Genomic DNA, 23,007 nt, shown 5'->3' on the forward strand with positions numbered 1-23,007 from the left:
AGCCTGCGCACACCGCGCACACCGCACCGCATCAACCGCACCACCGCACGAAAGGAGCTCACCATGAGCACCGCAGTTCCCCACGACGTCTCCTTCAACTTCGTTCCCCGCGCCTACCGCCCGGCCAAGCCGCGCACGTTCGGCATCACCGAGATCCGCGCGCCCTACTACGACACCTTCGGCACCCGTCACCTGCAGGATGTGTTCGACGTCGGCGGTCAGTGGGTCGACGGCATCAAGTGGGCGGGTGGATCCTTCGCGCTGCTGCCCCAGGAACAGGTGCGCACGTTCAGCGACATCGCCCACGAGCACGGCTCGTACGTGTCGTCGGGCGGCTGGATCGAGACCGTGCTGCGCTACGGCGACGACGCGGTCGACCACTACCTCAAGGAGGCGAAGGAGGTCGGCTTCGACGTCATCGAAATCTCGACCGGCTTCATCATGCTGAATACGTCGGGCCTGCTGCGCCTCGTCGACAAGGTCGTGAAGGCCGGCCTGAAGGCGAAGCCGGAGCTCGGCATTCAGATCGGATCGGGCGGCGATTCGAGCGAGGCCGAGCTGGCGGGCGAGAGCAAGAAAGACATCGGCGACCTGATCGACCGCGGGCAGCGCGCACTCGACGCGGGCGCATCGATCATCATGATCGAGTCCGAGGGCATCACCGAAAACGTGCGCGAGTGGAACACGGGCGCGGCCGCGTCGATCATCAACGGCCTCGGGCTCGAGAACGTGATGTTCGAGGCGGCAGACGGCCCGGTCTTCGAGTGGTACATCAAGAACTACGGCAACGAGGTCAATCTCTTCGTCGACCACAGCCAGGCGCTGCAGCTCGAGGGCCTGCGTCAGAACATCTGGGGCAACAAGAGCACGTGGGGCCGCGTGATCAACCCCGCACCTTCCGCCGAGAGCTGATTTCGGGTCGAATTCTCGAAGCGATCGGGAGTTTCCGGGGCGGTGAGCAGATTTTGGGCCGCCGCCCCGGGTCGCATCTTCAGGCGGATCGGCATACCCTAAGAGATCTGACGTAATGAGGGACGGAGAAGTCCGGCCCTCTTCACGTGTGCCCGGCGGCCGTCCACGCCTCGGGAGCCGACCGAACGGATCCGAATGTCCCGAACTCCACACGCGGAATCGCGCGTCGCTGCGGCGACCCCGACTCCGCAGGAGGAAGCGCGCCGCGGGGTCGGCGCCTCGCACGCCAAAGCCATTCTGTTCGGCGAGCACGCCGTCGTCTACGGCGCCCCGGCCATCGCGATCCCGGTCGACAGTCTCACCGCCGAGACAGTGATCGAGCCCGGCCCTCCGGGGCTCCGGATCATCAGTTCGCTGTACACCGGCACCGTCGACGATGCACCCGAGCGTCTCGCTCCGGTGGTCACCGCGATCCGCGCTTCGCTCGAGCGCGCCGGTCTCGCGGGGCTCACCGAGGGATCTCCCGACGAGCCCACCGGCGTGACGGTCACCATCACCAGCACGATCCCGCACGAGCGCGGCGTCGGCTCGAGCGCCGCCGTCGCCGCGGCGATCGCCCGCGCGGCGTTCGATCTCGCGGGCGCCGAGCTCGACAGCGAAACGCTGTTCGACCTCATCCAGACCGCAGAGCGCGTTGCACACGGCACCCCGAGCGGCATCGACGCCCGCACGGTCGCCGCCACCGGCGCGATCCGCTTCAATCGCGGCGCGGTCGCCCCGATTCGCGTGGGCGCTCCACTGATTCTCGCGTTCGCCGATTCCGGTCATCCGGGGTCGACCGCCAAGGCCGTCGGGTCCGTCCGCGAGTTGCGCGAACGCGCGCCCGAGCCGACCGATGCACTGCTCTCGCGCCTCGCCGAGATCGCCGAGCAGTCGATCGACACGCTTGCATCCGGCGATCACACCGCTATCGGGGCCGCGATGAGCGAGGCGCACGCGATCCTGCACGAGGTCGGTGTGAGTTCCGAGCGCCTCGACGCCATCGTCGCCGCGGCCCGCTCCGTCGGCTCCGCCGGCGCAAAGCTCACCGGTGGCGGCCTCGGCGGCTGCGTCATCGCTGTCGCCGATTCCCTCGATCACGCCGCACAGATCGGCGACGCGATGCGCGCTGCCGGTGCCGAACGCACCTGGACCGTGGAGGTTCCCGCCGCATGACGACCGCAACCGCTCGCGCGTTCCCGAATATCGCCCTGGTGAAGTACTGGGGCAAGCACGACGAGGAGCTGATCCTGCCGGTGGCGGGCAGCCTGTCGCTCACGCTCGACGCGTTCCCGACGACCACGACGGTCGCGCTCGACGAGGCGCTCGACGCCGACGTGTTCACCCTGAACGGCACTGCGCAGACCGGCAACGCCGCCGATCGCGTCACCCGCTTCCTCGACCGCGTGCGCGAGCTCGCAGGGGTCGACACGTACGCCGTCGTCACCTCGACGAACGAGGCACCCACGGGCGCCGGGCTCGCCTCGTCGGCCTCGGGCTTCGCCGCCCTCGCGACCGCCGCCACCCACGCCTACGGCCTCGACCTCGACCGCCGCGACCTGAGCCGCCTGGCACGCCGCGGATCGGGGTCAGCGTCGCGCAGCCTCGTCGAGGGCCTCGCCGTCTGGCACGCGGGCGACGACGCGCACTCGTACGCGGAGCCCGTCACCGGCCCCGACATGCGCATGGTGATCGTCACCGTCGACACCGCGCAGAAGGCCGTCTCGAGCCGCGCGGCCATGCGTCGCACCGCGCTCACCTCGCCGTTCTTCCCCGCCTGGATCTCGTCCACCGAAGAGTCGCTCGCCGCGATGCTCGAGGCCTGCGCCGCCGACGATTTCACCCGGGTCGGCCGCATCACCGAGTCGCACGCGCTGCGCATGCACGCCGTGATCCAGTCGTGCGACCCACCCATCCGCTACCTCGTACCGACCAGCGTCGCGATCTTCGACGCCGTGGCCGCACTGCGCGAGCAGGGTATTGAGGCATACGCGACCGCCGACGCCGGCCCGAACGTCGCCGTGATCGTGCGCCCGGAACAGGCTGAGCAGCTGCGCGACGCGCTGGCGGGCTTCGGCTCCGTGCGTCTCGTGGGCCCCGGCGCTGGCGCCGAGATCATCGATGCCCCCATTGACGGGCCGGTGGCGGGAGCCGACGCGTGATCGTGCAGCGCGCGCCCGGCAAGCTCTACATCGCGGGCGAATACGCGGTGGTCGACCCGGGTCAGCCCGCCGTGATCGTCGCCGTCGACCGCTACATCACGGTGCAGCTCACCGAGGGTTCCGAAGTGGGCCGCGTGCGATCCAGCGCCTACGGCCGATCGCCGCTCGTGTGGGTGCGCGATGACGCGAGCGATCGCATCGTGCTCGAGCACCAGCCCTACGACTATGTCTTCGCCGCGATCACCGCCGTCGAGCAGCTGCGCTCCGAGCTGGGGCTCGCGCCGCGCTATTACGACCTCGACATTGGCAGCGAGCTCGACGACGTCAGCGGCCGGAAGTTCGGCCTCGGCTCGTCGGCGGCAGTCACCGTCGCCGTCGTCGCCGCGCTCGACGAGTTCTACGGCCTCGACCTCACCCGCACCGAGCGGTTCAAGCTCGCGCTGCTCGCGACGATCGAGGTCGCTCCGACCGCCTCGGGCGGCGACCTGGCAGCGAGCACGTTCGGCGGGTGGATCCGCTACGCGTCGCCCGACCGCGGCGCCCTCCGCGTGCACCGCTCCGTGCACGGCGTCGCCGCGACGCTCGCGGCCACCGGCGAGTGGGCGGGCAGCGGCGTGCAGCGACTGCCCAACCCCGACGCGCTCCAACTGCTCGTCGGCTGGACCGGGTCGCCCGCGTCGACCGAGCGCCTCGTCGAGCAGGTGCGCACCACCGACGCCCGCAAGAAGTTGCAGCCCTACCCCGCGTTCATCGACGACAGCCGCGCCTGTGTCGACGCGCTCGTCACCGCCTTTGAACATCAGGGCACCGGCGCCCCCGAGGTCATCGGCCGCGCGCGCCGCGTGCTGCAGCGCCTCAGCGCTTCGTCGGGCATCACGATCGAGACCCCGCAGCTGCAGGCGCTCTGCGACATCTCCGAGCGCTACGGCGCCTCAGCCAAGCCGTCGGGTGCCGGCGGAGGCGACTGCGGTATCGTGCTCGCAGGGGCGGATCTCGCAACCGACCCGATCTTGCGCGAGTGGGAGGCGAACGACATTCGTCGCCTGAGCCTCGCGCCGCACCCCGCGTCAGGAGGCGTCAGTGACTTCTAACGACGCCTCCGCCGCCGCGACTGCCCCAGCCGGGGCCGGCGCGACACCCGCCTTCGCCGGCGACAGCGCCCGCGCAGCCCGCAAAGATGAGCACGTCGACCTTGCGCTCGACCAGCGCCGCAACGCCTCGGGCAACAACGAGTTCGACGACCTCGATTTCGTGCACCAGGCGCTCGACGGCGTCGACGCCGATCGCGTCGATCTCGGCGTCAGCATCGCTTTCGCCGCGGGCGCGCAGTACGCCGCCGGGGAGTGGCACTGGGAGACGCCTTTCTATCTCAACGGCATGACCGGCGGCACCGAGCGCACCACCCGCATCAACCGGGAGCTCGCCATCGCGGCGCGCGAAACCGGGCTGCCCATGGCCTGCGGGTCGGTGTCGGTGGCGCTCGATGATCCGGCTGCCGCTCGCGGGTTCGCGGTGATTCGTGACGAGAACCCCGACGGCTTCGTGATGGCGAACGTCGGCGTCGGTCGACCCGCCTCAGATGCTCCACGCGCCGTCGAGCTGCTCGGCGCGAACGCCCTGCAGGTGCACGTCAACGCGGTGCAAGAGACGGCGATGCCTGAGGGATCGCGCGACTTCTCGTCGTGGCTCACCTCGGTCGAACAGCTCGCCGCCGCCTCTCCGGTGCCCGTCATCGTCAAAGAGGTGGGGTTCGGTCTCAGCCGCTCGGCGCTGCGCCACTTGTCGGAGATCGGGGTCGGGATCGCCGACGTCAGCGGCCGCGGCGGCACCGACTTCTTGAAGATCGAGAACGCGCGCCGCTCGGCCGGAGAGTACGCAATGCTCACCGGGTTCGGGCAGTCGGCGCTCGCAAGCCTGCTCGACGCGCCGCACCCTGCGCCCACGCTGCTCGCGTCGGGCGGCGTGCGCTCGCCGTTCGATGTGGTGAAGGCCCTCGCGGCCGGCGCCCAGGCGGTCGGCGTCGCCGGAACCTTCCTCGCGGCGATCGGCCACGATGGCGACCCAGGCGGCGCCGAGCGCCTCATCGCCCTCATCACCGACTGGCAGGCGCGCACCCGCGCCGTCTACGCGCTGCTCGGAGCCGTTACCCGCGACGAACTGCTGCACACCGACCTCATTCTGCGCGGACGCCTCCGGGAATTCTGCGCCGACCGCGACGTTGACCTGAGCGGGCTCGCGCAGCGCTCGGAGGCGCACCGCGCATGACACGTTCCCGCTGGTTCGGCCCCGCACCGACCGTCACCCCACTCTCACGAAGGAAGCCATGAGCGCCGCATCGTCCGCACGGGAAACCGTCACCGAGATCCCCACCAGCTGGGTGGGCCCGATCCGCATCACCGGCTCCGCCGTCTCCGGCGAAATCTCCGTGCCCCTCGCGACCTACGAGACCCCGCTGTGGCCCTCGGTCGGTCGCGGGGCCCGTGTCTCGCGCGCGATCGAGGGCGGCATCCGCACCATCGTCACCGGCGAGCGCATGACCCGTTCCGTGCAGTTCACCGCGGCGGGTGCGGTCGACGCGCAGATCGCGGCGCAGGCAATCGAGGATCGCCTCGACGAACTGCGCGAGGTCGTCTCTGCAGGCAGCCGCCACGCCAAGCTGCTCGAGGCGCACTCCGAGATCGTGGGCAACCTGCTCTTCGTGCGCTTCGCGTTCACCACCGGCGACGCGTCGGGGCACAACATGGTGACGAACGCCGCCGACGCGCTCATGGCGCGCATTCTCTCGTGGGGGCTGCCCATCGAGTACGGGTCGATCTCGGGCAACTACTGCTCCGACAAGAAGGCCACGGCGGTCAACGGTGTGCTCGGCCGCGGGCGCAGCGTTGTTGCGGAGATCCTGATCCCGCACGACCTCGTGCGCAAGATGCTGCGCAGCGATGCCCAGCGCATCACCGACCTCGTCGTGCGCAAGAACTTCGTCGGCAGCACGATCGCCGGTGCGATCCGTTCCGCGAACGCGCACTACGCCAACATGCTGCTCGGCTTCTACCTGGCGACGGGCCAAGATGCCGCGAACATCGTCGAGGGCTCGCAGGGCATCACCTACGCCGAGAACCGCGAAGAGGGCCTGTACTTCTCATGCACCGTGCCGCATCTCATCGTCGGCACGGTCGGCAACGGCAAGCACCTGCCCCACATCGAAGAGGCGCTCGAGCGCATCGGCTGCCGCGAAGAGCGCGAGCCCGGTGAGAACGCGCGTCGCCTCGCCGAACTCATCGCGGCAACCGTGCTCTGCGGCGAGCTGTCGCTCATCGCCGCGCAGACCAACCCGGGCGAACTCATGGCCGCGCATCTGCGCATCGAGCGGAAGGGGACGCCCAGCGCATGACCTCCATCGGAATCCACGACCTCGAACTGGCGACCGCGCACCACGTGCTCGACCTCGGCGTGCTCGCCGAATATGCCGGCGTCGACCCGGCGAAGTATCGCATCGGGCTCGGGCAAGACGAGTTCAGCGTGCCCGCAGCCGATGAAGACATCGTGACCATGGGCGCGACCGCCGCGCAGGCCGTGCTCGAACGCACCGGCATCGAGGGCGTGCGCACGCTGCTCTTCGCGACCGAGTCGGGCATCGACCACTCGAAGGCAGCCGGCGTCTACGTGCACCAGCTGCTCGGGTTGCCCCCGCAGGTGCGCGTCGCCGAGATCAAGCAGGCCTGCTACGGCGGCACCGCCGCGATCCAGGCCGCCGTCGGCATCGTGCTGCGCAACCCCGGCGAGCGCGTGCTCGTCATCGCGAGCGACGTGGCACGGTACGCACTCGACTCCCCCGGCGAGCCCACGCAGGGTGCCGGCGCGATCGCAATGATCATCGGCGCCGACCCCGCGCTCCTCGAAATCGAGCCCGCCTCGGGCCTCTTCACCGACGACGTCGACGACTTCTGGCGCCCCAACGACTCGTCGACCGCGATCGTCGACGGCGCCCTCTCGATCAAGGCGTACCTCGACGCGATGGCCGGTGCGTGGGACGACCTCGCTGCCCACGGCGGCCCCGCGATCACCGAGATCGACCGCCTCGTCTACCACCAGCCGTATACGAAGATGGCGCGCAAGGCGCAGGCGCGACTCAGCACCCACCTCTCAGCCGAACTGGGCGAGGGCGGTCTGGGAGATTCGGGTCTCGCCGAGGGCGCGATTTACAATCGCCGGATCGGCAACGCCTACACCGCCTCGGTCTACGCGGGCCTCGCCGCGATTCTTGACCACGAGCAGGGCCTGCCGGGCAAACGGATCGGCCTGTTCAGCTACGGGTCGGGCAGCGTCAGCGAGTTCTTGACCGGCGTCGTGCAGGCGGGCGCCGCCAAGCGATCCGACCACTTCACCTCGGTGCTCGACGCGCGTGTGCCGCTCACCGTCGCCGAGTACCGCGAGCTGCACGCCACCGTGCTGCCGAGCAACGTCGACGTCGAGACGCCGCGCGTCACCCAGGCGCCGTTCCGCTTCGCCGGCATTCAGGGCGGCGCCCGCCGCTACGAGCGCCGGTAGGCCGCGGGCCGGTGGTCGAACGCTCACCGTTCCCGACCCGCGACGCCGAGTGACCGCCGCCGTCACGAGTGACCGCTCAGATCACGTATCTGGGCGGTCACTCGGCGGCGCGGCGGTGTCTCGGCGAGACGGACGGCGCTGGCGTGCGTGCGGCGGACGGTTCAGTTCCGTGCAGTACAGTGGCGATACCCCTGCTCGAACCCTCGGAGGAGTACCGCGTTGAGTCCCCGCACGATCGTGCCGCCCGTTCTCTACTTCCCGGTCGTGCCGGGCGCCGACCCCGCACAGCAGCAGTTCGTGGTGCGACGGCTCACCGATGGGCGCGACGGCCTGCTCGCGTACACGGCACTCGATCGGCTCGCCACGAACTGCGGCGACGACCAGCCGTGGGTGCTGCTGCCGATCGAACAGCTCGAACGCATCAAGCAGGCCCAGCCGTTCGACGTGGTCGCGTTCGACCTTGTCGTGCCACCCGATCAGCGTCGCGGAAAGCGCATCGCATGACCGAGATCTCGATCGATCGCGTCAATATGGAGCGTCGCCTGAACGAGGTGATCGACCGTGTCGATACCGCGGACGCTGCCATTGGCCGCTTGCCCGATGCGCCCGATGGCGGCATCGCCTCGACCTTCATCGCGTTCATCACCTCGGCGGGCGTCGAAGCCGCGGGCCTCACCGCCGACACCGCGCGGGCGCTCAGTGTCATCGCCATCGACGTGATCGACGACATGGACAATACCGATGTGGAGATCGCTGACGAGCTGCGCGATCTCGAAGCGGAACTCACCGACTGATGAGCATCGATCTCGCCATTCCCGGGGACCCCGCGGCTATCCATACACTCGCGGAGCGACTCGATGCGATGAAAGACGGGCTCGTCGAGGTCGACCTCGAGCTGGCCTACATCGCGAGCGACGCTCAGATGTACATGGTCGGCCAGGCCGGCAACGCGTTCCAGCGCACGACGACCGCGGTGCGCAACCACAGTAATTCCGTGCCGAGCTATCTCGGCGATGCCGCCGACGTGTTCCACGCCTATGCGACACGTCTCGAGCGCGGTGTGCGCGATTTCGATGGGTATCTCGAGCAGTGCCGCGAGCGCGATCTCGTCGTCTACGGCAAGAAGGTGCTGCAGCCGACGACCTCCGCTCAGGTGTGTTCGATGCCCGGCGAAGATCCGGAGTGGGACGCGCATATGTCTCGGGTGCGCACGTACAACGACCTCGCAGAACGCGTCGGCACGTGGTGGGGCGACCTGGAGGCGTGGATCGCCGAGCACATGGCTCCGCTCATCGCTGAAGTCGAGGGGTTCGCGTCGCTCGGCGCGACATTCGACGAGCTCGAGTTCGGCAACTCTGACATCGTCTCGACGGCGCTCACCGCTGCCGATGAGCGCGTGCGTCGCGACTTGGCCGACTACCGCGGTGTCGCACAGCAGATGCAGCAGGATGCCGACGATTTCACTCGGGGCCTCCGATCGGGCCACCCGGGAGTGAAGGCCGCGGCCGAAGCTGCCAACCCACGCGCAATCAGGGAGGGCGTCGCCGATCTCCTCGACGATATCCACGGCGTCTCGCGCGTCAGCAAGCTGATTCCTATCGCGGGCAATGTCATCGAGATCATCTCGGTGGCCAACGACATCGCGAGCGGTGAATCCGGATCATCGGCCATCGTGGAGGCAGGCGCCGGCATCGGCGGAGGTGCCGCTGTCGGCGCCGGTATTGCCGCGGCCGGCGGCCCGGTCGGCTGGGTCATCGGCGGCGTCGTTGTCGGCGGCATCGCCATCGGCAGCGCTGCGAAATGGGGATGGGAGTCCTGGGTACCACTCGATGTGCGCGAGTCCATCGACGGATGGCTCTATGACGGAACGACGGCCTGGCAGGGCCCGCAGCTGGCGAGGTAAGGCGTGACCCGATCCCGACTCTACGTGCCCCAGATGCCGACGCACCGCCGATCGGTGCTGCCCAACGGCCGAGAGCCCTCGCCGATCATCTGGGCACTGTATCTGTTGCCCGCGATCCCGACGCTCGTCGCGCTCGCCGATGACCGCTCGGGCTTCCGGCTCTTCATGGCGTCGCTCGCGCTGGCCGCGCTGGTGCTCGTAACGGCGCTGCTGATCTGGACGCGCGCGCTCACCACGGGTGTCGTGCGAGTTGCCGACACCGGATCGTTGCGTTTCGTGCCGCCGCGATCGGTCCCGCGAGCATTCGCCGCGGTCTCCATCGCGTTTATGATCCCTGGGGCGACCCTGCTGCTCGTCACGGCGCTCGGACTCCCGAACCAGATCGGCAGCACCCGCCTGACTCAGCTGTTGCCGTATGCGCTGATCGTGTTCGGAGCGGTTTCACTGCTGCGACAGCTCTGGGGCCTGCGCACGCCGCTCGGATTGCAGCTCGATACGCAGGGCATTCGCGGTGTGCGCGGCGCGCGGCGCTTCGATCTCCCGTGGGATGCGGTCGAGAGCGCTGGCGCGTTCGGCCCCCACGGCGCGAAGCTCACGATCGTGAACCGCGATGTCGGCCCGATCATCATCGACACCCACCACATCGGCAGCGACCCGGCGGTCGTGGCGGAAGCGATCCGCTGGTACGCCGCACACCCCGAGGCGCGCGACGAACTCGCGACCGGGGCCGCAGCGCTGCGCGCCATCGAGACCGCCCGATAGCGGGCGTCGACGGCGCGCAGCGCGACCGGTCTTCGGGGGTCAGTCGTCGGAGGCGGTGATCTTCACGTCGATGTTGCCGCGGGTCGCGTTCGAGTACGGGCACACCTGATGGGCCGCATCGGCGAGCTGCTGGGCCTGGTCGTGATCGAGCGTGGGCAGGATCACCTCGAGTTCGACCGACAACTCGAATCCGCCGTCGACGCCGCCGCTGAGGTGCACGCGCGATCCGACGCTCGAATCGGCGATGTCGATCTTCTGCGCCCGCGCGACCGCCTGCAGGGCGCCGTGAAAGCAGGCCGCGTAGCCGGCGGCGAACAGCGCCTCAGGGTTGGGGGCACCTCCCGGGCCGCCCATCGATTCGGGTACGCGTACGTCAGTGTCGACGAAGCCGTCGACGGTCTTGACGTGCCCGTTGCGTCCGTCGCCGGTGGCGAGGGCTTCTGCGGTGTAGACGATACTCATGGGATCCCCTTTCGCGGGCGTCGCCCGGTGCGCGCCCACGGCGCAGCGTACGCCTGCAGCCTGTGCGGCACGCCGGTGCGAGCCACACCTCCGCTGAGCGCGAAACCCCAGAACCGTGACCCCCGTCACGGGGTCACTGCGGCCGTCGATGTGCATGCGCAGCTATCTATTCGATAGGCTGGATGACGGCTTCGTGGACTGAGTCCACGTTCGGAGGCGCTGAATGAGCAGCGTCGGCACTGGGGGGTGCGCGATCTTTTCGCGTGCCCTCTTTTTTCATGCCTGGGGAGGGCGAGAATGACACACAGAGTCGCGAGAATGGGTCGCGCACGCACACTACTGCAGGTGATGACGGGGCTGCTCGTTGCACTGCTGGCGCTTGGAGGATTGAGCGCCCCGGCCTTCGCTGCCGGCGGCAAGGTGACGATTCTTCCGGTTGACGGAGGCGGCAACTACAACGGCACGCCGGTGCTGGTCGAGGGACAGAGCTACCCGTTCCAGATCGGCTACGGCAGCATGGATGACGGCGCCGTGGTCGCCGTGCAGCTGCCGGAAGGCGTGACGATCCCGCAGGGCGCACTCGCGGTACCCGCGGGCAACACGGCGGTGCAGTCGCTCGCCGTGAATGAGCAGGGCGAGCTCGTCATCACGTTCGCCGATCCGTTCCCCGGCGACGTCAGCCAGGGCTACCTCGATCTGCTGCTCACCTTCACCGACGTCGAGACCACCGGGTCGCGCGACCTCGTCTGGTCGGCGGGCGGCGAATCGACCACGCAGCGCGTCATCGTGACGAAGCCCGGCGAGCAGCCGCAGGCGACCGGCACGGGGTCGAGCAAGTCGACGTCGCGCGGTTCACTGCCCCACTCGATCGTCGACGGCCGCGTCGTCATCGACGAGAGCGTGATCGGCACCGAGATTCCCTACACGGTCACCGTCTCGAGCGCCAATGCGCGCAGCGTCACCCTCACCGACACGCTGGGTACGGGGCTCACCTACGTCGCGAACTCGCTGACCGGTTCGAAGGTCGTGCGTGACACCGATGGCCTGCACCCGCAGACCACACCCGTGACCTCGATTCCCGCGATCTCGGGCACCTCGTTCACCACGACGTTCGATGCCGAAGCGAACTCGGTGTACACCTTCCAGTACCGCGCCACCATCACCGACGCAGCCACACTCGAGGCGATTCGCGAAGAGCTGCAGGCGAAATACGACGCCATCAACCCCGTGAACGGCGGCGGCTACTCGGTCTCGCTCAAGAACACGGTCGATGTGAACGGCCAGCAGCACTCCGCGACCACGTCGTTCTCGGGCAATCGCGCGGGCCTCACCAAGCCGGGCACCGGCACCGCGTTCTCAAAGAACGTCGACACGACGGCCGAGCGACTCGGCGCGACGCAGGCGGCCGGCACCGAAATTGCGGGCGGCATCGACGTGGCCTACACGATCGGCGCCGACCTTACCGTCTTCGCCAATGTCTCTGACCCGAGCTTCGAGCTCTCCCGCAACGTCGTGGTGCGCGATCCGCTTCCCGCTCAGGCAGCATGGAACGTCGATGACGCGAACTTCATCACCGTCGTCGACCAGAATGGCGACGCCGTGGCATTCACGCGTGCGACTGACGTCACCGGCAACCTCGAGGTCGAGATGGCGGCTGACGCGTACGTGCATCAGTACTTCATCGACGGCAACACCCTGTACCTCAACCTCGGCAAAGACACGTCGAAGAAGTACACGGTCACCGCGCACGCGACCATCACCGATCTGCCCGGTTCAAGCAGCTCGCAGAATCAGTACGAATCGCAGTACCGGGTGCAGAACAACGCCTACTTCATCTTCGGCACCGATTCCTCGTGGAAGAAGTACGAGGGCAAGGATGCGACGACGACCATCACCGTGCCGAAAGACACGACCGGCGGCGTCGATGACTCGAGCAAGTTCAGTAAGCGGGTGAAGAACGCGACCACCTCGGTCACTCCGGGCGGCGTCGCGCAGATTCCTTTCGTATTCTCGGTGGGCAATAACGTCGGCGATGCCGCGCACTCGCGCATCATCGATGCGATCGATCACGACGTGTTCGACGTGACGGCTGAGACGCTCGATCAGATTCGCGCGTCGATCACGGGCCGCTACGACTCGAACTACCCCCTCGACGGCAGCACGTACGATCTGACGATCGACGAGGCCGGCAGCCTCATCATCACGCCGAACGAGGCATTCCCGCTGGACGCGGCGTGGGGCGGCGCCGAGGGCCCGTTCACGAAGGCCTGGAACATCGAGGTGACGCTGCCGACGCACGCCCTCGACGGCAAGCAGACGCTCGAGATCACGAATAATGCGCGCTACGAGGGCGCCTCGTCCGAGATCGTGTACACGTCGAGCTCCTCGGCCGAGGCGACGAGCTTCGGCAACGAAATGGAGGTGCGCAAGCGCGTCTACGACGCTGCCACCGACAGCTACACGACCAACCTGCGCGTCGACACCGATGCCGAGGGCGCCCTCGTGCAGAGCGACTTCGTCTACCGCGTCGAGCTGATGCCGCACGGCAGCTTCACGACGATGATCGAAGACGTCGTCGACGTGCTGCCCGAGGGCGTCGAGTTCGTCGGGTTCGTCGCTCCGGGCGACGTCGCGAACGGCACCGTCGCGGCGAACGACACGTACCGCATTCCCGGCTCAAACATCACCGCGACGTACAACGCCGAGAACGACTCGGTCACGCTGCAGAAGGGCAAGCTGACCAGCGGCCAGACCGTGAGCCTGTACTTCAAGGTGCGCGTGACGGACTTCGCGGCGAACGTCGGGATCACCAACGTCATCGGATCCACCAGCGCCACCATCACTCCGTCTGACGGCTACCCGCTCGACCTCGTCAAGCGTGACAGCACGGATGCCGAAGCCGTGCTCTCCGACGACGACGCCCGCTTCTCGGTGCTCGCCGACGACGAGACGACGGTCGCGCTGAGCGACCTGCGCCTCGTGGACGGTCGCATCGTGGCCGCGGATGGCACCTCGCCGCTCGTGAAGCAGCCGGGCACCTACTGGTTGCGCGAGGACGTCGCGCCGGACGGCTACGTGCTGAGCGACGAGCTGCGCCGGATCACCGTGGGCGCAGACGGTTCGTCCGAGCAGGTCGCCCTGCCCAACACTCCCGAGCCCGTCGTAGAGCCCGAGCGCACCTACGCCGTCGGCGACGTGGTGTGGATCGATGCCAACCGTAATGGCCAGCAGGACAGCGACGAGCAGGTGCTTCCCGGCGTGACCGTCGAGCTGATCCGCGACGGCGAAGTAATCGCGACCACCACTACCGATGATCGCGGCCGCTACCTGTTCGACGAGCTGCCTGCCGGCGAGTACCAGGTGCAGTTCACGCTCACGCCCGAGCAGGCGAAGATCTACTCCTTCACCCGCCAGGACGCCGGCGATGACGACGCGATCGACTCGGACGCCGATCGGTTCACCGGACGCACCGGCATCATCGTGCTCGGTCCCGACAACTCGCGCCTCACGCACGAGTACGAGTGGGCTGATGTGCGCGCCACCGAGGGCATCGACCCGACCTGGGATGCCGGCGTCGTCGTCAACGCGACCACGAACGAGGGCGACTCGGACTCCGACTCGACCGGTCGTGGGCCGGATGCGGATGCGGACGCCACTGGCGCAGGCACCGACAGCGATGCCTCGGCAGACACGAACGGCGCAGACACGTCTGCGAATGCCAGCGCTGCGGCCACGTCTGGCGCAAGCGCCGATGCCTCGAGCACGGGTGCGACCGCTGCGGCGAACTCGGTAACGGGTGCCGGTGATCCCGCACACCCCGGCACCCCCGGAGTGAACGACCTCGCCCGCACAGGCGGCGCGGGTCAGTTCGGCTGGATCGCGGGCGCCCTGGCACTGCTGCTGGCCGGGGGCGTGCTCCTGCTGCGCAAGCGCCGCACGACATAGCACGTCACGCGGTTCTCACGGGGGCGCGAATGGGTTTCGACTCGTTCGCGCCCCCGTTCGCGTAGGCCCCACGTGATCCCGCGCGGAAGCTCCACGGGGGCACACAAGTGCGCCCCCGTGGAGGGCGGTCCATGGGGGCGCGTATCGAAGCCGGCGGCGGGGCGCGCAGGGGGTAGCACGAGGGGTGCGCGCCGACCTCGACAGCGAAAATCTATCTGTGGCGCGCAACGGGCGAAAGTGCGCGCACGCGATTGTCCCCTGCTCAGGGGACACTGACGGCGCTCAACGCGGTAGGGTGGCGGCATCCGCTGATCTCACCCCATCGGAGACGCCGCATGCACGATGCCGAGCATGCCCGCACCGCACCCGCCTCGCCCTGGCGCCGCTTCTGGGAACGCGGCAACTGGTGGCGCGCGATCATCCTTGCCGCCGCCTACTACGCCGTTTATGAGCTGCTCTCGCTGGCCGTAGTGCAGATCTTCCCGGCAGGCGGCGCCGTGCGCGGGCCCGCCGGCAGCGCCGCCGACGTGCTGATCGATACGGCACTGCCGATCGTGCTCGGCTCGATCGTGCTCGTGGCCTTCGCCGCATCGCTCGGATGGCTGCGCGAGCTCTTCGGGCCGCAGCTGCGCGGGGGTCGGGGGTGGATCTGGATCGGCATCGCCGTCGTACTCGCCATCAACATCAGCGCGCTGGGCGCACTCGACTACGCTGCGGCCGGCGGAGTGCTCATCGCGACGTGGCTGCTCACCGGTCTTTGCATCGGGTTCGCCGAAGAGCTGCTGACGCGCGGGTTCGTCGTCATGCTCATGCGCAAGGCCGGTCACGGAGAGATTGCGGTGGCCCTCGTGTCGGCCGCGGTCTTCGGTGCACTGCACGCGGGCAACTTCTTCACCACCGATCAGGGCCTCGTCACGACTGCGGTGCAGGTCGTGTACACATTCTGCTTCGGCATCATCATGTACCTGGCGCTGCGGCTCACCGGTCGGCTGATCTGGCCGATGCTGCTGCACGCGTCGACCGACCCCACGCTGTTCCTCTTCCGCGCGCACCCGGCGACCGGCAATCCCCTGGCATTGCTCCCCTCGGTCGGCACCTATCTGGTCATCATCACCGGTCTCGTTCTGCTCATCGTCTTCATCGTGAGCGAGCGACGGCGCGCCAAGCGCGAGCCTCGATTCGATCTTCCCAGCGCTGCGCGCTAACCTGGAGGAGTGCCGCGGGGTGGAGCAGTTCGGTAGCTCGCCGGGCTCATAACCCGGAGGTCGTGGGTTCAAATCCCGCCCCCGCAACGATGAGAAAGGCCCCTGATCTGGTTTCCAGGTCGGGGGCCTTTCGCTGTTTCTGCTGCGTGCCATTGGTCGAATCGAACGCTGCGGTCGACGCCGCCGAATCGGTGTCACTTTATGCACGTTTTCGGCGAGAAATCGTGGGCATGACGACCTTTTTTGACACCAATCCCTAATGGCGAAGAGCACGTCAGGGTCGGGGCCCGCGTCGCGGCGTCCACAGTAGGGATGCTGACCCGTGAGGGCACGGGTCAAGCGGTGGCCGCGGTGCACGGTCCATGATGTCCCGAGACATCAACGCCCGTGGCACCTCTGTGTCCACTATGTATCGAAATCAGACGCGGCCCCTCACCAATGAGAAAGGCCCGTGATCTAGTTTCCAGCCCGAGGGCCTCTCCTTCTGCCTTGGTAACTGCGCCTCAGTCGCGCCGCTGCCGCCAACGTCACGCCGTAAGAACTCGATCGATCGCGGGAAGCAGATATTGCACGAATCGCGCCGGGTTCTCCGCATGCGGAAAGTGCCCTAGATCAGGCATTTCAGCGAACGAGGAGTTCGGGATCAGCGTCGCGAGTTCACGTGATCGCGCCGTTGGCACACTGGTGTCGAATGCCCCACTCAGCACTGCGATATGCGGTGTGTGCTCCGTAAACCGATCGGCGATCGTTGCCACATCCCATTGCAAGTACGATTCGATGTCAGCCGCGTAGAGGCCGAACCCACCGGACGAGTATCCCCACCATACTCGCTGTTTAAACTCGTGCGGCGACGCTGGGTTCATCAGCCCATAGGTCCACTCCGGAATAAACGTTGCTGGGTTCACCTGCGTGCCTCGCAAGTGCACATTCGCACGGGCGGTGACCGACGGTCCCGCTTGGCACGACACTGCTCCGATGAAGCGCTCGGGGTGGGTTGCCACCGCGTGCACCACGGCACCGCCACCCATCGAAACACCCACCAGCACCGGGCGATCGAGTTGCAGCATGTCAGCGCACGCCACGATGAACTCGGTGTAGGTCTCGGGCGTTAACTTGTAGGAGCCGACATCCGCACCCCACGCCGGCGAGGACTTTCCGTGCCAGGGAAGATCCACAGTGATGAGCTCATAGTGGTCGGTGAAGTCGGTGTGCGTCAGAATGCCGTGCCACTGCGAAATATCAGTCCCCGCAGTGGCGAACGCGAGCATCGACGTGCCTGTGCCGGCGCGTTCGACGTAGACGTCGCTCGTGCCGAGCGACGTCGTCACTCGGTGATAACCACTAACTGCGGTGAGCGGCCTCCCCAGAGGAAGCTGCGGGCGTGACGGGCGGGCGCCATCGACGATTGCCCGCGCGATATGCACGGTGCGCTCATATTCGAGCGTTGATCCTGTCAGTGCGATGCCCCCTGAGCGCACCAGTGTCACGAGGCTGTGGCACCCGGGCATTGGGGTCTCGGATAGGAGTTCCTCCCAGAGCGAGTCCGGTGCTGAAAGCGTGTAACAAGCACCCGCACGCGACCCGAGCGTCGTAATGATGGAGCCATCATCGACGCGAACGTTGAACTCCCAGTCGGTGCCCGCGAGAACGAACTGCACGTCGGTGCCTCGAATCAGAGCCGCAACCTGGTCTGATTCGCCTCCCACCTGCAGTTGTCGAACGATCGCGTCATTCTGCATCGTGCCTCCCGATGATCGAGGCCAGGCCCGCAAGTGGCTCGCCATACGTTGGAAATCGGTCGAGTTCCCCCTCGTCATGCCCCGTCACAAGTGCCGCAACGGGAAGATCGCGGAGCCACTTGAGAGTGCGATAGGACTGCGGTAAATCCGCCATTGACTGGAACAGCATGTCTCGTTCCAATTCCTCGTGAAAATGCGCCGCATCTGCGGCGAGAAGCACCTCGCCGATCGATGTCTGCACTTTGACCACGATCTGGCCCGGCGTGTGCCCGCCGACCTCGATGAGCTCCACGCCCGGAGCAAGATCGTGCCGATCTGAGAACGCTTGAACGCGCCCCTGCGCCGCTGCGCGGCGAAGTTCGGCGATCTCATCGGCGTCGCCGTAGTGGGAGAAGAGCGGTTTCGCACCCAGTTCACTCGTCCAGAATTCGAGCTCGCTACGGGCGATGTAGATCGGTGACTTCGTGAAGGCGCCGAGATTGCCGATGTGGTCGTAGTGCGCGTGCGTGACGACAACAGGATGTCCGTCGCTCGGGGTGATCCCGATCCGTCCGAGCGCCTCGATCGGATCGATGAGCACCTCGCGTCCCCGTTTACGAGCACCCTCTGCCGAATACCCGGTATCAACGAGAATCACTTCTTCGCCGCTCCGCAACACCCACAGATAGTAGTTGAGCCTAAACTCATCATCAGGGTCATCGTAGAAGCCATAGTTCATATACACGTCACTGCGACGTGTCAGCCGCGTACCGTGCTTGATCACCAGGATTTCCCACATCTTCGACGTCACTTCGATATCCGTTCTTCAAGAGACGACGGCGCCGACCGCATCGGAGCCGGATGAGATCCGCCGATGGGTCGACCCCGCACGCGGAAGCCGCACTTTTGGCGCGGGGGAAACGAGCTACGCGCCGGATCCACCGTCGTGTGCAGCGACCGTGGGTTCGAGGCCGTCGGCGCCGACGACCTCCTTCCAGGCATCGAACCCGGTCTGGAATGCGACCACACCGGCTTCAGGAAGCGCGATCTCAATCGCCTCGAGAATCTCGGTCGGCGTCAGCCCCAAGTCGAGGGCGACCCGAATGTGAGACTGGATGTGCCCCTTCGACGCGCGCATGACCGTCAGCGAAACGATGAAGATCAGTTCCTTCGTTTTGCGATCGAGTGTGCGCTGATCGAGATACGCAGCGGAGACGAGATGATTCGCCGCCTGTAGTACCGGAAAATCCTGCTTCGCCATCGTCTTGTGGTAATCGAGCACATACCCGCGCTTGCGCGCCATGTCGTCGATGTACTCCTGAGCGGTCACGGTGCTGTCGGTCATGCGTCCTCCTGTGCAATGGGAGTCCCGGCGAGGTGCTCGTAGACTCGTGCGATTTCGGTGTGGTCGGGGTGCTCTCCGAGATGCTCTCGGCCCTCTGAGAGAATTCGATACGCGGTGCGCGCCAGTTCAGTCGCCTGCTCGGGGGCATCAATGTTGAGAGCGATGCGCATGTCTTTGAGCATGAGGTCGTAAGTGAAGTTCGATGCATAAGTAGCGGGAAGAATGTGATTGACGAACTTCACCTGACTCGCCTGACTCATCCCGGTTGAGGCGTTGAGCACCTCGATGATGCGGTGAGGGGCGATACCAGCGGCCTGCGCACGAATAACTGCCTCGCTTGCGATCGCAATGTTGGAGGCGCTTACGAGGTTATTGATGGCCTTCGCCGCATGCCCCGTCCCGCTGCCTCCCACGACGACGACGGTTGACCCCACTGCCTCAAGATAAGGCCGGGCGCGCTCAATCTGAGCTTCGTCGCCGCCGACGAGCATCGTCAGCTCTCCGGTTCCTGCTTTCGAGATGCCTCCTGAAACCGGCGCATCTACATATGAGAAGCCGCGAGCATCAGCGGCTTCGGCAAGCGCGCGCGTGCTCGCCGGTTCGCTCGAACCCATATCGATGATGAGCGTGCCTGGAGCAAGACGCGCAAAAAGTCCGTTGTCGCCTTTTGCGCCTCGGAGAATCTCCTCGACGTGCGCGCTCGTCGGAAGCATGAGCAGAACAGTTCCAATGTCTGTCACGTCTGCCAGATCATAGAGCGGCTCGGCACCCGTCTCCGCAGCCACAGCGTCAACGGCCTCGCGGAATACGTCATGCACGCTGGTGCGAAATCGTTGTGCAATATGAGCGGACATCGGGCGCCCCATACGCCCGAGCCCAATGAATAGCGTGCGGGTCACAGCGTCTCCTCTGCAGGGTTCAAGGTTTCGAGAGCCTCGGGAGTCAGGTGCCCCAGTGCAATTCGCGATGCCGCGCGCACATGCGCGAGGCTTGCGTCATAGGCTCGCACCGGTTCCCGGTCGCCGATGGCCTGCACCACCGTCCGCAGCTCAGCGAGCATCTGAGGCCCTCGGTTCGGCGCTGAGAGCGTTAGTCGCCGAAGCTGACTGATGCGCGATTGCACGTTGTCGAGCTGCTCGCCGATGATGGCGTTGTGGCTGGCAGCGATGAGGGCCGCGTAGAACTGCTGCTTCGCGTCAAGCAGCAAATCAACTGGTTCGAGGTGGGCCGCGACACGGCCGAGCGCGACGTAGAGCTCTGAGATTTCGTCATCCGACGCCCGCATGGCCGCGAGGCGGGCGGCGGTCGCCTCAAGTGCGGCACGCACCTCGTAGAGCTGCCGGGCCTGATCATCTGATAGCTCCGCCACCACGGGTCCGACCTGCGGTTCCAGCCGGATTAGCCGCTCGGTTTCGAGTTGCCGCAGCGCTTCGCGCACCACGGTGCGGCTCACCGACAGTTCCTCGACAAGCGCGCGCTCTTTGAGACGTTCGCCCGCAACGTAAGAACCACTCACGATGCGACGGCGCAACTCCGTCACCGCTTGTTCACGCAGCGGTGCTGCTTGACGTTCCAACATCAGCCACCTCCAATCGGAATTACCGTAATACCGTAATCCCGTGGTGCGCAAGCCGTCAGCGTGTCACAGCTCCGCCACGACGTCCTGCAATACCCCCCGGAGCCAAGTGTTTTGCGGGCTACCGTCAACACGCGCATTCCACAGGGTAGACAGCGTGAATTTCGGGGCATGGAGCGGCACAGGGCTCAGCTCGAGACCCCCGAGTGCAGCCAGCTCACGCGCGGCATGCTCGGGCACCGTCGCGATGACCGGAGTGGATGCGAGGATCGGAATCAGGCCCGAGAAGTGACTCACCGCGCAGAGCATCCTGCGCTGAAACCCACGTGCCGCCAGGAGATCATCCACCCACCCGCGCTGCACATCGAACGAGACTCGGGCATGGTGCAGCGACGCGTACTCCTCGAACGTCACTGGCGATGAGAGGCGCAGAAGCTTCGGGTTGTACACGCACAGGTATCCCCCGGAGAGCAACGGTTCCGAGAGCACATCGGCACCCTGACTGCGCGGCGTGACCGTCACCGTCAAATCGTTGCGCGGATTGTCGACGCTCCGCTGCCAGAGCGTGCTGTTCGTCTGGTGCAGGGCGAACTCCACCCGCCAATCGTTGGCAAGCTTGAGTCGAGCGAGTCGAGGGGCCAGCGCGAGTTCCAGATCATCGGACATCGCAATGTGCATGATCCGGTCGCTCCGCATCGGGTCGAATTCGGGCTCGGCGGCGATGACGCAGGCAATCGAAGTAAGCGACGGCCCGATTCGCGCCGAGATGGCGAGCGCGCGAGAAGTTGGCACCATGCCGGCTCGGCTGCGCTCGAATAGCGCATCGTCGAACAGCACTCGGAGTCGAGCCAGGGCTGCGCTCACCGCGCTCTGGCTCAGCTTGAGTTTGACCGCCGCACGCGTGACGCTGGCCTCCTGCATCAACGTTTGAAACACCACGAGAAGATTGAGATCCACTCGTCTTAAATCGACCACATTCATATTGCTCATGATAATTATGAATTGGACAAAGTTTCTCGCCCGTTACACAGTTGTTTCGTTCTTCATCCTGCTGCACAGCGACCAAAGGAGCTCACTCATGCAGACCCCCGAAACCGCGTTGCCTCCACGGGAGGCGCCGCAGAGTACGACCGAATTATTGAATTTGCCCCGAGCGGAGCAGCGCAAGCGGCTCCTCGCCGTCGGCATCGGCAACTTCATGGAGTGGTTCGACTTCGCAATCTACGGCTACTTCGCCGCGATCATCGGCGCTCAGTTCTTCCCGTCAGGCGACCCCACCGCCGAGATGCTCTCGTCGCTTGCGGTCTTCGCGGTCGGCTTTATCTCGCGTCCGGTCGGCGCCCTCTTTCTGGGGCCGATCGGAGACAAGTTCGGTCGCAAGACGGTGCTCATTATCACGGTGCTGAGCATGGGCATTATCACCGCCCTCATCGGACTGACTCCGGCGTATGCAACGATCGGTATCGCTGCTCCCGTCATCATCGTGATCCTGCGACTGCTGCAGGGCATGATGGTCGGTGGAGAGTGGACGAGCGCCGCAGCCTACATCGGCGAAAGTGCGCCGAAAGCCAAGCGAGGCCTCTTCGCGAGCCTGATCACAGCCACAGCCGGACTCGCATTCCTTGTCGGCACCGTTGTCGCGGCACTGCTCACGGCGGCACTCAGCGAAGAAGCCCTGTCGACCTGGGGCTGGCGAGTCCCCTTCATTGCTTCGATCATCATGGCGATCGTCGCGGTGTACATCCGTCGCAAGCTCGAAGACACCCCGGTCTATCAAGAGCTCGAGCGCAAGCGAGCCACGAACTCGGTCGAGGTCACCTCGTTCGCAGTAAAGTTCCGCGCATTCGTGATGACACTCGCGTTCTCGGGAATCTTCGGCGTAGGTCTCTATTACTTTGTCACGTACTCGAATAACCACCTCACCGGACCGGTGGGCATGCCGCGTATTGACGCGCTGCTCGCAACCGGTGCCGCCATGGTGTTGTACGTCGCTTTCAATCCCCTTGTCGGCATCTGGTCAGATCGCGTCGGCCGCCGACCCGTGCTGCTGACGGGCATCATCGGCCTCATTGTCTGGGCACTCCCCGCATTCCTCCTTCTCAACACCGGCGTGCCCTTCTTAGCATTCCTTGCACTCATCGTGTTCTCGTTCTTCGTCGCCTGCTGCGCGGTCATGAACAATGTGCTGCTGGTCGAGGTTTTCCCTGCCTCAGTGCGTTCGACGGGCTCGTCGCTCGGTTACAACATCGCATACGCGCTGCTCGCGGGCCCCGGCCCACTCATCGCCGCTGCACTCGTCGCGGGCACAGGCTTGCTCTATTCCCCGGCTTTCTATGTCATCGCCGTCGCCATCGTTGCGCTCGCCGTGATTTGGCCCATGCTCAAGGAGACCAAGAACGTCGATATCAGCCACGGCTGATCCGAACCGCATTC

Annotated in this window: 21 protein-coding genes and 1 tRNA gene; 15 read left to right on the forward strand and 7 right to left on the reverse strand. The window is 66.3% G+C overall.

All coding sequences use genetic code 11. The features are described 5' to 3' along the window. The first annotated feature begins 63 nt into the window (after window positions 1–63). The 11 genes from ACZF5Y_RS14555 to ACZF5Y_RS14605 all read left to right on the forward strand — a co-directional run bounded on the left by ACZF5Y_RS14555 (window position 64) and on the right by ACZF5Y_RS14605 (window position 10,323). Window positions 64–912 (forward strand): phosphosulfolactate synthase, encoded by an 849-nt coding sequence (locus ACZF5Y_RS14555; RefSeq protein ID WP_497533437.1) that lies wholly within the window; start codon window positions 64–66, stop codon window positions 910–912. Between the two features lie 195 nt (window positions 913–1,107). Then, on the forward strand, window positions 1,108–2,127 hold the full coding sequence (gene mvk, locus ACZF5Y_RS14560; protein WP_497533438.1) for a mevalonate kinase: 1,020 nt from the start codon (window positions 1,108–1,110) through the stop codon (window positions 2,125–2,127). Further along, window positions 2,124–3,113: a diphosphomevalonate decarboxylase gene (gene mvaD / locus ACZF5Y_RS14565; protein WP_497533439.1), complete on the forward strand. Its 990-nt coding sequence runs from the start codon at window positions 2,124–2,126 to the stop codon at window positions 3,111–3,113. Before mvk ends, mvaD begins: the two co-directional genes overlap by 4 nt. Continuing rightward, a complete protein-coding gene (locus tag ACZF5Y_RS14570; protein WP_497533440.1) occupies window positions 3,110–4,204 on the forward strand; it encodes a phosphomevalonate kinase in 1,095 nt (364 codons plus the stop codon). Before mvaD ends, ACZF5Y_RS14570 begins: the two co-directional genes overlap by 4 nt. Beyond that, a complete protein-coding gene (fni, locus tag ACZF5Y_RS14575) occupies window positions 4,194–5,378 on the forward strand; it encodes a type 2 isopentenyl-diphosphate Delta-isomerase (RefSeq protein ID WP_497533441.1) in 1,185 nt (394 codons plus the stop codon). The genes ACZF5Y_RS14570 and fni overlap by 11 nt, the downstream gene beginning before the upstream one ends. A gap of 58 nt (window positions 5,379–5,436) precedes the next feature. After that, on the forward strand, window positions 5,437–6,501 hold the full coding sequence (locus tag ACZF5Y_RS14580) for a hydroxymethylglutaryl-coenzyme A reductase family protein (protein ID WP_497533442.1): 1,065 nt from the start codon (window positions 5,437–5,439) through the stop codon (window positions 6,499–6,501). Then, entirely contained in the window at window positions 6,498–7,658 is a 1,161-nt protein-coding gene (locus tag ACZF5Y_RS14585; RefSeq protein WP_497533443.1) for a hydroxymethylglutaryl-CoA synthase, read from the forward strand. Before ACZF5Y_RS14580 ends, ACZF5Y_RS14585 begins: the two co-directional genes overlap by 4 nt. A gap of 219 nt (window positions 7,659–7,877) precedes the next feature. After that, entirely contained in the window at window positions 7,878–8,162 is a 285-nt protein-coding gene (locus ACZF5Y_RS14590; protein ID WP_053353776.1) for an SAV_915 family protein, read from the forward strand. Then, complete coding sequence (locus ACZF5Y_RS14595) at window positions 8,159–8,452, forward strand: hypothetical protein (RefSeq protein WP_053353775.1); 294 nt, start codon at window positions 8,159–8,161, stop codon at window positions 8,450–8,452. Before ACZF5Y_RS14590 ends, ACZF5Y_RS14595 begins: the two co-directional genes overlap by 4 nt. After that, window positions 8,452–9,561 (forward strand): hypothetical protein, encoded by a 1,110-nt coding sequence (locus ACZF5Y_RS14600; protein WP_497533444.1) that lies wholly within the window; start codon window positions 8,452–8,454, stop codon window positions 9,559–9,561. The genes ACZF5Y_RS14595 and ACZF5Y_RS14600 overlap by 1 nt, the downstream gene beginning before the upstream one ends. Before the next feature lie 3 nt (window positions 9,562–9,564). Then, window positions 9,565–10,323 (forward strand): hypothetical protein, encoded by a 759-nt coding sequence (locus ACZF5Y_RS14605; RefSeq protein WP_497533445.1) that lies wholly within the window; start codon window positions 9,565–9,567, stop codon window positions 10,321–10,323. A gap of 39 nt (window positions 10,324–10,362) precedes the next feature. On the opposite strand, the gene ACZF5Y_RS14610 is transcribed toward ACZF5Y_RS14605, so the two are convergent. Beyond that, entirely contained in the window at window positions 10,363–10,785 is a 423-nt protein-coding gene (locus ACZF5Y_RS14610) for an organic hydroperoxide resistance protein (protein ID WP_053385745.1), read from the reverse strand. 318 nt (window positions 10,786–11,103) lie between these two features. On the opposite strand from ACZF5Y_RS14610, the gene ACZF5Y_RS14615 reads away from it, so the two are divergent. From ACZF5Y_RS14615 to ACZF5Y_RS14625, 3 genes are all read left to right on the forward strand, one after another. Next, window positions 11,104–14,730 (forward strand): SdrD B-like domain-containing protein, encoded by a 3,627-nt coding sequence (locus ACZF5Y_RS14615; RefSeq protein ID WP_497533446.1) that lies wholly within the window; start codon window positions 11,104–11,106, stop codon window positions 14,728–14,730. 335 nt (window positions 14,731–15,065) lie between these two features. Continuing rightward, window positions 15,066–15,935, forward strand: a complete 870-nt coding sequence (locus ACZF5Y_RS14620) for a CPBP family intramembrane glutamic endopeptidase (protein ID WP_497533447.1) — start codon at window positions 15,066–15,068, stop codon at window positions 15,933–15,935. 13 nt (window positions 15,936–15,948) lie between these two features. Next, window positions 15,949–16,022, forward strand: a tRNA-Met gene (locus ACZF5Y_RS14625). Between the two features lie 440 nt (window positions 16,023–16,462). Here the strand turns inward: ACZF5Y_RS14625 and ACZF5Y_RS14630 are convergent. The 6 genes from ACZF5Y_RS14630 to ACZF5Y_RS14655 all read right to left on the reverse strand — a co-directional run bounded on the left by ACZF5Y_RS14630 (window position 16,463) and on the right by ACZF5Y_RS14655 (window position 21,564). Beyond that, window positions 16,463–17,674, reverse strand: coding sequence for an alpha/beta fold hydrolase (locus ACZF5Y_RS14630; protein ID WP_497533448.1), 1,212 nt, complete (start codon window positions 17,672–17,674; stop codon window positions 16,463–16,465). Next, a complete protein-coding gene (locus tag ACZF5Y_RS14635; RefSeq protein WP_497533449.1) occupies window positions 17,664–18,464 on the reverse strand; it encodes an N-acyl homoserine lactonase family protein in 801 nt (266 codons plus the stop codon). Before ACZF5Y_RS14635 ends, ACZF5Y_RS14630 begins: the two co-directional genes overlap by 11 nt. A 114-nt stretch (window positions 18,465–18,578) precedes the next feature. Further along, complete coding sequence (locus ACZF5Y_RS14640) at window positions 18,579–18,998, reverse strand: carboxymuconolactone decarboxylase family protein (RefSeq protein ID WP_497533450.1); 420 nt, start codon at window positions 18,996–18,998, stop codon at window positions 18,579–18,581. After that, the gene (locus ACZF5Y_RS14645; RefSeq protein ID WP_497533451.1) at window positions 18,995–19,897 is read right to left on the reverse strand and encodes an NAD(P)-dependent oxidoreductase; all 903 of its coding nucleotides are present in this window, start codon (window positions 19,895–19,897) and stop codon (window positions 18,995–18,997) included. Before ACZF5Y_RS14645 ends, ACZF5Y_RS14640 begins: the two co-directional genes overlap by 4 nt. Next, window positions 19,894–20,577 carry a GntR family transcriptional regulator gene (locus ACZF5Y_RS14650; RefSeq protein ID WP_497533452.1) on the reverse strand — a complete coding sequence of 228 codons (684 nt, stop codon included), beginning with the start codon at window positions 20,575–20,577 and terminating at the stop codon, window positions 19,894–19,896. The genes ACZF5Y_RS14645 and ACZF5Y_RS14650 overlap by 4 nt, the downstream gene beginning before the upstream one ends. Before the next feature lie 63 nt (window positions 20,578–20,640). Next, on the reverse strand, window positions 20,641–21,564 hold the full coding sequence (locus ACZF5Y_RS14655) for a LysR substrate-binding domain-containing protein (RefSeq protein ID WP_497533453.1): 924 nt from the start codon (window positions 21,562–21,564) through the stop codon (window positions 20,641–20,643). 88 nt (window positions 21,565–21,652) lie between these two features. Here ACZF5Y_RS14655 and ACZF5Y_RS14660 point away from each other — a divergent pair, with 88 nt between their 5' ends. Continuing rightward, window positions 21,653–22,993 carry an MFS transporter gene (locus tag ACZF5Y_RS14660; RefSeq protein ID WP_497533454.1) on the forward strand — a complete coding sequence of 447 codons (1,341 nt, stop codon included), beginning with the start codon at window positions 21,653–21,655 and terminating at the stop codon, window positions 22,991–22,993. Window positions 22,994–23,007: the final 14 nt, after the last annotated feature.

This window comes from Leucobacter sp. WKLB1 (assembly GCF_059696215.1).

Coding starts and splice junctions, on each gene's coding strand:
- ACZF5Y_RS14615 (WP_497533446.1), top strand. CDS start 11,104: ATGGGTCGCGCACGCACACTACTGCAGGTGATGACGGGGCTGCTCGTT.
- ACZF5Y_RS14595 (WP_053353775.1), top strand. CDS start 8,159: ATGACCGAGATCTCGATCGATCGCGTCAATATGGAGCGTCGCCTGAAC.
- ACZF5Y_RS14600 (WP_497533444.1), top strand. CDS start 8,452: ATGAGCATCGATCTCGCCATTCCCGGGGACCCCGCGGCTATCCATACA.
- ACZF5Y_RS14580 (WP_497533442.1), top strand. CDS start 5,437: ATGAGCGCCGCATCGTCCGCACGGGAAACCGTCACCGAGATCCCCACC.
- ACZF5Y_RS14660 (WP_497533454.1), top strand. CDS start 21,653: ATGCAGACCCCCGAAACCGCGTTGCCTCCACGGGAGGCGCCGCAGAGT.
- ACZF5Y_RS14640 (WP_497533450.1), bottom strand. CDS start 18,998: ATGACCGACAGCACCGTGACCGCTCAGGAGTACATCGACGACATGGCG.
- mvk (WP_497533438.1), top strand. CDS start 1,108: ATGTCCCGAACTCCACACGCGGAATCGCGCGTCGCTGCGGCGACCCCG.
- ACZF5Y_RS14585 (WP_497533443.1), top strand. CDS start 6,498: ATGACCTCCATCGGAATCCACGACCTCGAACTGGCGACCGCGCACCAC.
- ACZF5Y_RS14555 (WP_497533437.1), top strand. CDS start 64: ATGAGCACCGCAGTTCCCCACGACGTCTCCTTCAACTTCGTTCCCCGC.
- mvaD (WP_497533439.1), top strand. CDS start 2,124: ATGACGACCGCAACCGCTCGCGCGTTCCCGAATATCGCCCTGGTGAAG.
- ACZF5Y_RS14650 (WP_497533452.1), bottom strand. CDS start 20,577: ATGTTGGAACGTCAAGCAGCACCGCTGCGTGAACAAGCGGTGACGGAG.
- ACZF5Y_RS14620 (WP_497533447.1), top strand. CDS start 15,066: ATGCACGATGCCGAGCATGCCCGCACCGCACCCGCCTCGCCCTGGCGC.
- ACZF5Y_RS14630 (WP_497533448.1), bottom strand. CDS start 17,674: ATGCAGAATGACGCGATCGTTCGACAACTGCAGGTGGGAGGCGAATCA.
- ACZF5Y_RS14655 (WP_497533453.1), bottom strand. CDS start 21,564: ATGAGCAATATGAATGTGGTCGATTTAAGACGAGTGGATCTCAATCTT.
- ACZF5Y_RS14610 (WP_053385745.1), bottom strand. CDS start 10,785: ATGAGTATCGTCTACACCGCAGAAGCCCTCGCCACCGGCGACGGACGC.